11 protein-coding genes are annotated in these 12175 nt (G+C 56.5%); 9 read left to right on the forward strand and 2 right to left on the reverse strand.

The window, feature by feature from the left end; translation table 11 throughout:
• The first annotated feature begins 379 nt into the window (after positions 1–379).
• Both CLM71_RS07930 and CLM71_RS07935 read left to right on the forward strand, forming a co-directional pair.
• Positions 380–589 carry a cold shock domain-containing protein gene (locus CLM71_RS07930; RefSeq protein WP_015671765.1) on the forward strand — a complete coding sequence of 70 codons (210 nt, stop codon included), beginning with the start codon at positions 380–382 and terminating at the stop codon, positions 587–589.
• 220 nt (positions 590–809) lie between these two features.
• Positions 810–1031, forward strand: coding sequence for a cold-shock protein (locus tag CLM71_RS07935; RefSeq protein ID WP_105230526.1), 222 nt, complete (start codon positions 810–812; stop codon positions 1029–1031).
• A gap of 80 nt (positions 1032–1111) precedes the next feature.
• Here the strand turns inward: CLM71_RS07935 and CLM71_RS23895 are convergent, their stop codons facing one another.
• Entirely contained in the window at positions 1112–1255 is a 144-nt protein-coding gene (locus CLM71_RS23895; RefSeq protein WP_158684790.1) for a hypothetical protein, read from the reverse strand.
• Here CLM71_RS23895 and CLM71_RS07940 point away from each other — a divergent pair, their 5' ends adjacent.
• From CLM71_RS07940 to kdsB, 3 genes are all read left to right on the forward strand, one after another.
• Positions 1256–2482 (forward strand): winged helix-turn-helix domain-containing protein, encoded by a 1227-nt coding sequence (locus CLM71_RS07940; RefSeq protein WP_105230527.1) that lies wholly within the window; start codon positions 1256–1258, stop codon positions 2480–2482.
• 305 nt (positions 2483–2787) lie between these two features.
• Positions 2788–2970, forward strand: a complete 183-nt coding sequence (locus CLM71_RS07945; RefSeq protein WP_105230528.1) for a Trm112 family protein — start codon at positions 2788–2790, stop codon at positions 2968–2970.
• Complete coding sequence (gene kdsB, locus CLM71_RS07950) at positions 2967–3716, forward strand: 3-deoxy-manno-octulosonate cytidylyltransferase (protein WP_105230529.1); 750 nt, start codon at positions 2967–2969, stop codon at positions 3714–3716. Before CLM71_RS07945 ends, kdsB begins: the two co-directional genes overlap by 4 nt.
• A gap of 92 nt (positions 3717–3808) precedes the next feature.
• Here the strand turns inward: kdsB and elyC are convergent, their stop codons facing one another.
• Positions 3809–4582, reverse strand: a complete 774-nt coding sequence (gene elyC, locus CLM71_RS07955; protein ID WP_105230530.1) for an envelope biogenesis factor ElyC — start codon at positions 4580–4582, stop codon at positions 3809–3811.
• A 151-nt stretch (positions 4583–4733) separates the two neighbouring features.
• On the opposite strand from elyC, the gene cmoM reads away from it, so the two are divergent.
• Genes cmoM through mukB form a run of 4 tightly spaced genes read left to right on the forward strand, consistent with a single transcriptional unit; the run spans position 4734 to position 11998 of the window.
• Positions 4734–5519 carry a tRNA uridine 5-oxyacetic acid(34) methyltransferase CmoM gene (gene cmoM, locus CLM71_RS07960; RefSeq protein WP_015671771.1) on the forward strand — a complete coding sequence of 262 codons (786 nt, stop codon included), beginning with the start codon at positions 4734–4736 and terminating at the stop codon, positions 5517–5519.
• Positions 5516–6838 carry a chromosome partition protein MukF gene (gene mukF, locus CLM71_RS07965; RefSeq protein ID WP_105230531.1) on the forward strand — a complete coding sequence of 441 codons (1323 nt, stop codon included), beginning with the start codon at positions 5516–5518 and terminating at the stop codon, positions 6836–6838. The genes cmoM and mukF overlap by 4 nt, the downstream gene beginning before the upstream one ends.
• Positions 6819–7547, forward strand: a complete 729-nt coding sequence (gene mukE / locus CLM71_RS07970) for a chromosome partition protein MukE (protein WP_105230532.1) — start codon at positions 6819–6821, stop codon at positions 7545–7547. Before mukF ends, mukE begins: the two co-directional genes overlap by 20 nt.
• Positions 7544–11998, forward strand: coding sequence for a chromosome partition protein MukB (mukB, locus tag CLM71_RS07975; protein ID WP_105230533.1), 4455 nt, complete (start codon positions 7544–7546; stop codon positions 11996–11998). Before mukE ends, mukB begins: the two co-directional genes overlap by 4 nt.
• Positions 11999–12175 lie beyond the last annotated feature (177 nt).

Raw genomic sequence — 12175 nt, forward strand, 5'->3', positions numbered from 1 at the left:
TTGCGGCATCGGGAGCGCCATTCAAGCATCAAAAAAACGGCGAGGCGGGTTTTCTTTACCGTACTTTGCAAAAAATAATTCGATACTAATCATGGGTATAAAATTAAATGACACGCAGGGATAAAAATAGTGTGAAAACCCCCTTGTGTAATCTGGGGTTTTATGAGTAAATGAATTCGGCCTGTGATTCAGACCTATTTATGTACGAGACAAGATTTAGAAGTTTAGGTAATCAGTTTACTAAGCAGTTCCTCCATAAACGTTATCATTCGATTCCGCTTCAAAGACGAACCTTCTAAGTACCTCCCATAAGTAATGTTTCTGCAATGGCCAAAATTGCCTTATGGCAGGTTTTGTAAATATTTAAAAGGTAAATGTAATGTCTAAGAAGACCGGTCAGGTTAAGTGGTTCAATGAGAGTAAAGGTTTTGGTTTCATTGAGCAGCAAGACGGCGGCAAAGATGTATTCGTACACTTCTCCGCAATCATGACCGATGGTTTCAAGACCCTGGCTGAAGGCCAGCGCGTTGAGTATACCATTGAAGACAGCCCGCGCGGGCCGGCTGCCGCCAACGTTGTTGCTCTGTAAGTTTTACAGGAAATAGCGTATAGAGATCTTGATACAACCTTGATGAGGCGCTTGCCGAGTCATGCGGAAGATATTAAGTTCAATAAGCCCGCCGTTGTGCGGGTTTTTTATTTGTTGCTCATGAGAGGTTTGTTACGAAAAACTTTAGGATGGGCGGTTAGCATCCAGACAATAATAACAAATAGCGTTGTTACGGATGCCCGAAAGAAAGGAAATAATTATGTTTAAAAATACAATGTTAAAAATGGGCCGTGTAAAATGGTATGACCAAGCCGCAGGCTACGGTGTGATTTTACCGGTTGACGGCAGCGATGAAATTTATGTGAACCGTCGAGCTATCGCCAATACGAAAAACAAGTCATTAAATGAAGGTCAGAACGTTGAGTTCTCGATCTGTCGCAGCTCACACGGGCTGTCCGCCGCAGACGTTATCGCGTTCTAAGGCATCCTCCTTCCTCGCCAGTGCCGGTGTCGCCACCCCCTCGCACTGGCGAAGAAAACATCAAACTCTTCTTCATTCCATCATAGCTCTTTAACCATTGCCATGATCATTGGCAAGCAGCCGCCTAGCCCTGATATTTTCGCATCTCCCTGATGCACACGCTGAAGAAAAATGAGCAAACTTCCACTATTCTCAAGCGATTGATTAATCACCTGGATATCCATATGTCCGTTCCGGTTATTTCACTGGCCGCAGCCCGTGCGCTGCATCTGGCCGCTCAGGGGTTGTTGACGCCGGCGAAACGCAAAGCCGGGCCAGAAGATGTGGTCGCCGCCATTCAACGCATGGGGCTACTGCAAATTGATACCATCAGCGTTGTTGCCCGCAGCCCTTATCTGGTGTTATTCAGCCGGCTGGGGGATTATGCGCCACAGTGGCTGGAGCAGGCGCTGGCCGGCCGACAGCTCTTTGAGTACTGGGCGCATGAAGCCTGTTTTCTGCCGATTGAAGACTTCGCCCTATTGCGTCATCGCATGCTGAACCCGCAGGGGATGGGATGGAAGTATTCGCAGGAGTGGGTGGAAAAGCATCAGGGTGCGATTAACGATATATTGAGCCATATCGCTGCAAACGGGCCGCAGCGCTCGGCGGATTTTAACGCGCAGAAGAAGGGCGGTAACGGTTGGTGGGAGTGGAAACCGGAGAAGCGTCACCTTGAAACGTTGTTTACCGCCGGCAAGCTGATGGTGGCCGAGCGACGTAATTTTCACCGGGTTTATGATTTGACCGAACGCCTGTTGCCGGACTGGGATGATGCCAGACAGGCATTGTCCGAAGAAGAGGCGCGCCGGGTGATGTTGGCACGTACCTGTCGCTATCTGGGGATTTTTAAAGCGGAGTGGCTGGCTGACTATTATCGCCTGAAGCGCGTTGCGCCTAAAAAACTACTCCAGCAGCTGCAGCTACAGGGCGAGATCCTGCCGATAAAGGTTGCACAGCTGTCGGGCGATTTTTATCTGCACCATTCACTGGCTGAGGCGCTGCCGCTGGCCGAGCAGAACAAGCTGCGCTCACGGGTCACCACGCTGCTTTCGCCGTTTGATCCCGTGGTGTGGGATCGCCGCCGGGCGCTGGAATTGTTTAATTTCGACTATCGACTGGAATGCTATACGCCGAAAGGAAAGCGGCAGTATGGCTACTTTACGTTACCGGTGCTCAATCGCGGCGAACTGATTGGGCGCATCGATGCGAAAATGCATCGGCGAACCGGGGAATTTGAGGTGATCAGTTTCCATCTGGAGCCCGGTGTTCGTATGGGCAAGCAGCGCTGTCAGGATCTGTTTCAGGCTATTAGCCGTATGGCGAAGTGGCACGGCGCTGGGCGAGTCAGACTGAGGGCGGTACCGGGAGCATTGCGTGAGCAGTATGGCGAAATTTGGCAAGTGGGATAACGAACGGCGTTGTTTCTGGGGGGGTAAAACGAGTGACATCGCCGTTCGTTACAGGCTTGGCCCCTTAGGCGCTGAAATTAGCGAACAGGGCGATAATTTTATTGATACGTTTCATCATTGGCAGGTGCTTGCATAATTGTGTGACTTACGTCACAAATATTACGCCTGCTTGGCGGGCAACACAACCCCCACGCCATTTTGGCGAAAAGCACAGCAGTAAAACCAGCAATGATTAACCTGCGCTGGCGCGTTATGTTATTCTCATGCACATTCCCCACAGTCATATCTCTCCCCATGGAGGAAGCATGGATCACCGTTTGCTTGAAATCGTTGCTTGCCCGGTCTGCAACGGAAAACTGTACTTTAATAAAGAAAATCAGGAATTGGTCTGCAAGCTAGACGGCCTGGCGTACCCGTTACGTGATGGTATTCCGGTGCTGCTGGAAAACGAAGCGCGTACGCTGTCGCCGGATGAGAAGCAAGCATGAGTTTCATCGCAATAATTCCGGCTCGTTATGCATCGACTCGCCTGCCGGGTAAACCGCTGGCGGATATCCACGGGAAGCCGATGGTGGTGCATGTGATGGAGCGCGCGCGTGAATCCGGTGCCGAGCGGGTGATTGTCGCCACCGATCATCCCGACGTTGCCCGTGCGGTCGAGGCCGCCGGCGGTGAGGTGTGCATGACCCGCGAAGATCATGAGTCCGGCACCGAGCGTCTGGCGGAAGTGATCGAGCATTACGGTTTTGCCGATGACCAGATCATCGTCAATGTGCAGGGGGATGAGCCGCTGGTGCCGCCGGTGATTATTCGTCAGGTGGCGGAAAATCTGGCGGCGAGCAGCGCCGGTATGGCCACGCTGGCCGCGCCGATTGAAACGGCGGAAGAGGCGTTTAATCCGAATGCGGTGAAAGTGGTGATGGATGCCGAGGGCTACGCGCTCTATTTCTCCCGCGCCACCATCCCTTGGGATCGTGAGCGTTTTGCGCAGTCTAAAAGCGCGATTGGCGATAACCTGCTGCGTCATCTCGGTATTTATGCCTACCGCGCCGGTTTTGTCCGCCGCTATGTCAGCTGGGCGCCAAGCCCGCTGGAAAAAATCGAGCTGCTGGAGCAGCTGCGGGTGCTGTGGTACGGCGAAAAGATTCACGTCGCGGTGGCAAAGGCCATCCCGAGCGTCGGCGTAGATACCGCAGAAGACTTGCAGCGCGTGCGCGACAGCCTTAACACGTAGATTTCCCTGAGCTTACCGGCCGTTCGGTGCCGGTAAGCTTGCTCACCGTTTTAGTTTCCACCCGCGTTTGCGTAAAGCGAAGTCATTTGCTCTTATTCTTCAATCTTCTCGCCATTTCCCTTTAAACGCTGCCACAAACTGCCCAGGGTTTCGTACCAGGCGCGTTCGCTATGGCTGAGGAACATGGCGGAAGGCAGTACCCGATCCCAGATATTCAGCGGTGAAGTGATGGCCAGCTGGTTGGCCGGCGCCGGGATGGGCCGCAGCCCCTGCGCCTCGAAAAAGCGCATGGCGCGCGGCAGATGGTTGGCGGAGGTCACCAGCAGAAACGGCTGCCGGCCAATCAGTTTGGCGACCTGCGCCGCCTCTTGCTCGGTATCCACCGGGCGATCCAGCACCACGATATCGCGGCGCGGCACGCCCAGGCTTTCCGCCACCCGCGCTGCGGTTTCCGCATTGCTCAAGGTATTAGCGCCGCGCGCGCCGGTAAACACCATTTTCGCGCCGGGATGTGCAAGATACTGCCGTACGCCTTCGGTAACCCGCGGCAGGCTGTTGCCGATCAGGTTTGAGCTGGGCGCCCAGTCCGGATTGAAAGTGTAACCCCCGCCTAAAACCACGATATAATTGACCGGGTCATGACCGCGATAGGTGGCGTAGGTGGATTCAATCGGCCGCAGCAGCCGATCGGCGACCGGCTGCAGGCTGAAAAGCAGTAAAAACAGCCAGCTCAGGCTGAGAATTACTTTCCCGCTTTTCTGCCAGCGGGTGAACCACAGCAGCAACAGCGCCAGCGCCATCAGTAACAGCAGGGCGGGCAGCGGCATCATGATGCCGCCAATAAACTTTTTCAGGTTGAACAGCATTAAAAATCCGGTCCTTTTGGGCGAAAAAACGACATCCGGGCACATTCCGGCCGTAAGAAGATTTATTCTATGCCAGTCTGTGCCAAAATAGCAGGTTTGGTGGGGAGCGTGTTGCCCCCCGGCAGGATAAGATCAACGGAGCCGTAGTCCAATGCAGGATCGCAATTTTGACGATATTGCGGAAAAGTTTGCGCGTAATATTTACGGCACCACGAAAGGCAAAATCCGCCAGGCGGTAGTTTGGCAGGATCTGAATACGCTGCTGGCGCAACTGCCGCAGCGTCCATTGCGTATACTTGATGCCGGCGGCGGCGAAGGCCATATGGCCTGCCAGCTGGCGGAATTAGGACATCAGGTGTTGTTGTGCGATCTTTCTGGTGAGATGATCCAACGCGCCGCGCAGTTGGCGCAGCAGAAAGGTGTGAGCCAGAACATGCAATTTATACAAAGTTCGGCTCAGGAGATCGGTCAGCATTTGGAACAGCCGGTCGATCTGATATTGTTCCATGCTGTGCTTGAATGGATCGCAGAACCGCAGGCGGCATTGCAGGCGTTGTATGACTGTCTGCGGCCTGGCGGCGCGCTGTCGCTGATGTTTTTCAACGCCAACGGCTTGTTGATGCGTAACGTGGTATTGGGTAATTTTCAATTGGTCAATCCCGAAGTGAGACGGCGCCGCAAGCGTTCGCTGTCGCCGCAATACCCGCATAGTCCGCCGTTGGTCTATGGCTGGCTGGAACAGCTGGGCATGCGCATCAGCGGTAAAACCGGCGTGCGCGTGTTTCATGATTACCTGCAAAGCAGGCAACTGCAGACACAAAAATTTGAAGAGTTATTGGCGCTTGAACAGCACTATTGTCGGCAGGAGCCGTACGTGAGTTTGGGGCGCTATATTCACGTCATGGCGCATAAACCAAACCTGAAGGACGAACTATGAGTGAATTTTCCCAGACTGTACCCGAACTGGTCGCCTGGGCACGGAAAAATGATTTCTCTATTTCGCTCCCTACGGAGCGTCTTGCGTTTCTGCTTGCGATCGCCACGTTAAATGGCGAGCGGCTGGACGGCGAGATGAGCGAAGGTGAGCTGGTTGATGCATTTCGCCATGTCAGCAAGGGTTTCGAACAGACGCATGAAACGGTGGCGATCCGCGCCAATAATGCGATTAACGACATGGTGCGCCAGCGCCTGTTGAACCGTTTTACCAGCGAACTGGCGGACGGCAATGCCATTTACCGTCTGACGCCGCTGGGCATCGGCATTACCGACTACTATATTCGTCAGCGTGAATTCTCAACGCTGCGCCTGTCGATGCAGCTGTCGATTGTCGCGCAGGAATTGAAACGCGCGGCGGACGCCGCTGAAGAGGGCGGCGATGATTTCCACTGGCATCGCAACGTCTTTGCGCCGCTGAAGTATTCGGTGGCGGAGATCTTCGACAGCATCGATATGACCCAGCGCGTGATGGATGAGCAGCAGCAGGGGGTGAAAGAAGATATCGCTGCACTGCTGAACCAGGACTGGCGCGCCGCGATCTCCAGCTGTGAGATGCTGCTGTCGGAAACCTCCGGTACCCTGCGTGAACTGCAGGATACGTTGGAAGCCGCCGGCGACAAGCTGCAGGCGAATCTGCTGCGTATTCAGGAATCCACGTTGGGCGATGCCGAACTGGCCTTTGTCGACAAACTGGTGTTTGACCTGCAAAGCAAACTGGATCGCATCGTCAGTTGGGGGCAGCAGGCGATCGACCTGTGGATCGGCTATGACCGCCACGTGCACAAATTCATCCGTACCGCGATCGACATGGATAAAAACCGTGTGTTTGCGCAGCGTCTGCGCCAGTCGGTGCAAAACTATTTCGACAACCCGTGGGCGCTGACTCACGCCAGTGCCGATCGCCTGCTGGATATGCGCGATGAAGAACTGGCGCTGCGCAGCGATGAGGTGACCGGGGAACTGCCGCCGGATCTGGAATATGAAGAGTTCAGCGAAATCCGCGAACAGCTGGCGGCGATGATCGAACAGGCGCTGAAGGTTTATCAGGAACAACAGTTGCCGCTCAATTTAGGGGCGGTCATGCGCGATTATCTGGCGCAATATCCGCGCGCCCGTCACTTCGACGTGGCGCGTTTAGTGGTCGACCAGGCGGTGCGCCTTGGTGTGGCTGAAGCTGATTTTTCAGGGTTACCGGCCGAGTGGCAGGTAATCAATGATTACGGAGCCAAGGTACAGGCCCATGTCATCGACAAATATTGAACACATTATGCCAGTAAAACTGGCGAAGGCATTGTCCAACCCGCTGTTTCCGGCGCTGGACAGTCAACTGCGCGCAGGGCGCCATATCGGCATTGACGAGCTGGACAACCACGCATTTCTGATGGATTTTCAGGATGAACTGGAAGAGTTCTACGCGCGCTACAGCGTCGAGCTGCTGCGTGCGCCGGAAGGCTTTTTCTATCTGCGCCCGCGTTCCACGACGCTGATCCCGCGTTCGGTGCTGTCCGAGCTGGATATGATGGTCGGTAAAATTCTCTGTTACCTCTATCTGAGCCCGGAACGTCTGGCGCACGAAGGCATTTTCAGCCATCAGGAGCTGTACGACGAGCTGCTGAGCCTGGCGGATGAAAACAAGCTGCTGAAGTTCGTCAACCAGCGCTCCACCGGCTCTGACCTTGACCGGCAGAAGCTGCACGAAAAGGTACGCACTTCCTTGAACCGTCTGCGCCGTCTGGGCATGGTCTATTTTATGGGCGGCGACAGCAGTAAATTCCGCATCACCGAGGCGGTATTCCGCTTCGGCGCAGATGTGCGCAGCGGTGACGACCCGCGTGAAGCACAGCTGCGTATGATCCGCGACGGCGAGGCCATGCCGATTGAAAACAGCCTGTTGTTGAATGATGAGCAAGAAGGCGAAGAGCAAACGGCAGATAACACGCCGGATAGCGCAGAGGATGAACAGGAATGATTGAACGCGGTAAATTTCGCTCGCTAACGCTGGTTAACTGGAACGGCTTCTTTGCCCGCACCTTTGATTTGGATGAGCTGGTCACCACGCTGTCCGGCGGTAACGGGGCGGGGAAATCCACCACCATGGCGGCCTTCGTCACCGCGCTGATCCCCGATCTGACGCTGCTGCATTTTCGTAACACCACCGAAGCCGGCGCGACCAGCGGCTCGCGCGATAAAGGCCTGCACGGTAAGCTGCGCGCCGGGGTGTGTTACTCGACGCTCGACGTGGTCAACTCGCGTCATCAGCGTGTGGTGGTCGGCGTGCGTCTGCAGCAGGTTGCCGGCCGTGACCGTAAGGTCGATATCAAGCCGTTCACCATTCAGGGGCTGCCGACCTCGGTGCAGCCGACGGAAATTCTGACGCAGACGGTCGGCGAGCGCCAGGCGCGCGTGCTGTCGCTGCCGGAGCTGAAAGAGCGGCTGGAAGAGATTGAAGGGGTGCAGTTCAAGCAGTTCAACTCCATCACCGATTATCACTCTTTGATGTTTGATCTGGGGATTATCCCAAAACGCCTGCGCTCTTCCGCCGACCGCAGCAAGTTCTATCGTTTGATCGAGGCCTCGCTGTACGGCGGTATTTCCAGCGCCATTACCCGCTCGCTGCGCGACTACCTGCTGCCGGAAAACAGCGGCGTGCGCAAGGCGTTCCAGGATATGGAAGCCGCGCTGCGGGAAAACCGCATGACGCTGGAAGCGATCCGCGTCACCCAGTCCGACCGCGACCTGTTCAAACACCTGATTTCTGAAGCGACGTCCTATGTGGCGGCGGACTATATGCGCCATGCCAACGAGCGGCGTATCCATCTGGACAGCACGCTGGTGCTGCGTAACGACCTGTTCGGCAGCCGGAAACAGCTGGCGGCGGAGCAGTACCGCCACATAGAGATGGCGCGTGAGCTGGCGGAGCAGAGCGGTGCGGAGTCCGATCTGGAAACCGATTATCAGGCAGCCAGCGATCATCTGAACCTGGTGCAGACCGCGATGCGTCAGCAGGAGAAGATCGAGCGCTATGAAGCCGATCTGGAAGAGCTGACCTACCGGCTGGAAGAACAGAATGAAGTGGTGGCCGAAGCCGGCGAACAGCAGGAAGAGTACAGCGCGCGCGCCGAGGCGGCCGAGCTGGAAGTGGATGAGCTGAAAAGTCAGCTGGCCGATTACCAGCAGGCGCTCGACGTGCAGCAGACCCGCGCCATTCAGTATCAACAGGCGCTGCAGGCGCTGGAGCGCGCGCGTTCTCTGTGCCAGCTGCCGGAGCTGAGCGCGGACAATGCCGAACAGTGGCTGGAAACCTTCCAGGCGCGCGAGCAGGAAGCCACCGAAGCGCTGTTGATGTTGGAACAGAAGCTGAGCGTGGCCGATGCCGCGCACGGCCGTTTTGAACAGGCTTACCAGCTGGTGTGTAAAATTGCCGGTGAAGTCAGCCGCAGCGATGCCTGGCAGACCGCGCGCGAAGTGCTGCGCGACTGGCCGTCGCAGCAGCACCAGGCGGAGCGCGTGCAGCCGCTGCGTATGCGTCTGAGCGAGTTGGAGCAGCGTCTGCGCTCTCAGCAGGACGCCGAGCGTCTGCTGCAGGAATTCTGTAAACGCCATGGCCAGGACTATCAGGCAGACGACCTCGATGCGCTGCAACAAGAGCTGGAAGAGCGGCTGGAGTCGCTGTCGCAGAACGTCAGCGAAGCCGGCGAACGGCGGATGGAAATGCGTCAGGAGCTGGAGCATCTCCAGCAGCGCATCCGCGAACTGACCGCCCGCGCGCCGGTGTGGCTGACGGCGCAGGACGCGCTCAGCCAACTGAGTGAACAAAGCGGCGAACCGCTGGAAAGCAGCCAGCAGGTTACCGAATATATGCAGCAGCTGCTGGAGCGTGAGCGTGAAACTACGGTTGAACGCGACGAAGTAGCAGCCCGCAAACGCGAAGTCGACGCGCAGATTGAGCGTCTTAGCCAGCCGAGCGGCGCGGAAGATCAGCGTCTGGTGACGCTGGCCGAACGTTTCGGCGGCGTACTGCTGTCGGAAATTTACGACGATGTCACCATCGACGATGCGCCTTACTTCTCCGCGCTGTATGGCCCGTCCCGCCACGCCATCGTGGTGCCGGACCTGTCGCTGGTGCGCGAAATGCTGGAAGGACTGGAAGATTGCCCGGAAGATCTCTACCTGATCGAAGGGGATCCGCAGTCGTTCGATGACAGCGTCTTCGCCGTTGAAGAACAAGAAAAAGCGGTGGTGGTGAAAATCGCCGACCGCCAGTGGCGTTACTCCCGCTTCCCGGAAGTGCCGCTGTTTGGCCGCGCCGCGCGTGAAAAACGTCTGGAAGTCTTGCATGCCGAACGTGAAACGCTGGCGGAACGCTACGCGACGCTGTCGTTCGACGTACAGAAAATCCAGCGTTCTCATCAGGCGTTCAGCCGCTTTATCGGTAGTCATCTGGGCGTTGCCTTTGATACCGATCCGGAAGCGGAAATCCGTACGCTGAACGGTCGTCGCACGGAGATCGAACGTGCGCTGAACAACCATGAAGCGCAGAACCAGCAGCAGCGTCAGCAGTACGAGCAGGCGAAAGAGGGGCTTTCTGCGCTGCATCGCTTGACGCCGCTGGTTTCGCTGTTGAACGATGACACCTTGCAGGACCGGGTGGAAGAAATTCAGGACGAGCTGGACGAGGCGCAGGAGGCTGCGCGCTACCTGCAGCAGCACGGCGTTGCCCTGAATAAACTGGAGCCGCTGGTGTCCGTGCTGCAAAACGATCCGGAGCAGCATGAACAGCTGCAGCAGGATTATCAGCAGGCGCAGAATACTCAGCGCCAGGCGAAGCAGCAGGCCTTTGCATTGATCGAGGTGGTGCAGCGCCGCGCGCACTTTAGCTATACCGACTCGGCCGGTATGCAAAACGCCAATAACGATCTCAACGACAAACTGCGCCATCGACTGGAGCAGGCGGAAGCGGAGCGCAGCAGCGCCCGTGAGCAGCTGCGTCAGTATCAGAGCCAGTTTACGCAGTACAGCCAGGTATTGGCCTCGCTGAAAAGCTCTTATGAAGCCAAGCGCGATATGCTCAAAGAGCTGAGCCAGGAGCTGGTGGATATCGGCGTACAGGCCGATGCCAACGCCGAAGCGCGCGCGCGTCAGCGCCGCGACGAGCTGCATGCGGCACTGAGCAACAACCGCGCGCGGCGTAATCAGCTGGAGAAACAGCTGACCTTCTGCGAAGCGGAAATGGACAGCCTGCAGAAAAAACTGCGCAAGCTGGAGCGCGACTATCATCAGCTGCGTGAGCAGGTGGTGACCGCCAAGGCGGGCTGGTGCGCGGTGATGCGCATGGTGAAAGATAACGGCGTGGAGCGTCGCCTGCACCGCCGCGAGCTGGCCTATATGGACGGCGACGAGCTGCGCTCAATGTCGGATAAGGCACTGGGTGCGCTGCGTCTGGCGGTGGCGGATAACGAACATCTGCGCGACGTGCTGCGTCTGTCGGAAGATCCGAAGCGGCCGGAACGCAAAATCCAGTTCTATATCGCGGTGTATCAGCATCTGCGCGAGCGTATCCGTCAGGATATTATCCGCACCGACGACCCGATTGAAGCCATTGAACAGATGGAGATCGAGCTGAGTCGTCTGACCGAAGAGCTGACCAGCCGCGAGCAGAAACTGGCGATCAGTTCCAAAAGCGTGGCGAATATCATCCGCAAGACCATTCAGCGTGAGCAGAATCGCATCCGCATGCTGAACCAGGGGCTGCAGGCCGTATCCTTCGGCCAGGTGAAGAGCGTGCGTCTGAACGTCAACGTGCGTGAAGCGCATGCGACGCTGCTGGACGTGCTGTCCGAACAGCAGGAGCAGCATCAGGATCTGTTCAACAGCAACCGCCTGAGCTTCTCCGAGGCGCTGGCTAAACTGTATCAGCGGCTGAATCCGCAGATCGATATGGGTCAGCGCACGCCGCAGACCATTGGTGAAGAGCTGCTGGATTACCGTAATTACCTGGAGCTGGAGGTGGAAGTCTTCCGCGGCTCTGACGGCTGGCTGCGTGCGGAAAGCGGCGCGTTGTCGACCGGTGAGGCGATCGGTACCGGTATGTCGATTCTGGTAATGGTGGTGCAGAGCTGGGAGGAAGAATCCCGTCGCCTGCGCGGCAAGGATATTTCTCCGTGCCGTCTGTTGTTCCTCGATGAAGCGGCGCGTCTGGATGCTAAATCCATCGCCACGCTGTTCGAGCTGTGTGACCGTCTGGAAATGCAGCTGATCATCGCGGCGCCGGAAAATATCAGCCCGGAAAAAGGCACCACCTATAAACTGGTGCGTAAGGTGTTCCAGAATCAGGAGCATGTGCACGTGGTGGGGCTGCGCGGTTTTGCCAATGAGCCGCCGGCACTGGGGGCCAGCCCGGCAGAGACGCCGCAGGTTTAAAACACCCTAAAAATCTGAAAATAGCCGCCCCAGGGTGGCTATTTTTTATTGGCTATGGATGATAGTGCGTTTTCCAGTGTTGGCGCTCTGGGACGGGCCGTATCCGGCGGACGCTTTTGTCGGCTTGATGCAACTCCATTTATTTTAGGTATATACTTAAATTAATCAGTAATTTTT

This window comes from Serratia sp. MYb239, from assembly GCF_002966855.1.
Classification (GTDB): domain Bacteria; phylum Pseudomonadota; class Gammaproteobacteria; order Enterobacterales; family Enterobacteriaceae; genus Serratia_B; species Serratia_B rhizosphaerae.

Excerpts from the sequence above, each read along its gene's own strand:
- CLM71_RS07930 (WP_015671765.1), top strand. The coding sequence starts at position 380 with ATGTCTAAGAAGACCGGTCAGGTTAAGTGGTTCAATGAGAGTAAAGGT.
- CLM71_RS07935 (WP_105230526.1), top strand. The coding sequence starts at position 810 with ATGTTTAAAAATACAATGTTAAAAATGGGCCGTGTAAAATGGTATGAC.
- CLM71_RS23895 (WP_158684790.1), bottom strand. The coding sequence starts at position 1,255 with ATGGATATCCAGGTGATTAATCAATCGCTTGAGAATAGTGGAAGTTTG.
- CLM71_RS07940 (WP_105230527.1), top strand. The coding sequence starts at position 1,256 with ATGTCCGTTCCGGTTATTTCACTGGCCGCAGCCCGTGCGCTGCATCTG.
- CLM71_RS07945 (WP_105230528.1), top strand. The coding sequence starts at position 2,788 with ATGGATCACCGTTTGCTTGAAATCGTTGCTTGCCCGGTCTGCAACGGA.
- kdsB (WP_105230529.1), top strand. The coding sequence starts at position 2,967 with ATGAGTTTCATCGCAATAATTCCGGCTCGTTATGCATCGACTCGCCTG.
- elyC (WP_105230530.1), bottom strand. The coding sequence starts at position 4,582 with ATGCTGTTCAACCTGAAAAAGTTTATTGGCGGCATCATGATGCCGCTG.
- cmoM (WP_015671771.1), top strand. The coding sequence starts at position 4,734 with ATGCAGGATCGCAATTTTGACGATATTGCGGAAAAGTTTGCGCGTAAT.
- mukF (WP_105230531.1), top strand. The coding sequence starts at position 5,516 with ATGAGTGAATTTTCCCAGACTGTACCCGAACTGGTCGCCTGGGCACGG.
- mukE (WP_105230532.1), top strand. The coding sequence starts at position 6,819 with ATGTCATCGACAAATATTGAACACATTATGCCAGTAAAACTGGCGAAG.
- mukB (WP_105230533.1), top strand. The coding sequence starts at position 7,544 with ATGATTGAACGCGGTAAATTTCGCTCGCTAACGCTGGTTAACTGGAAC.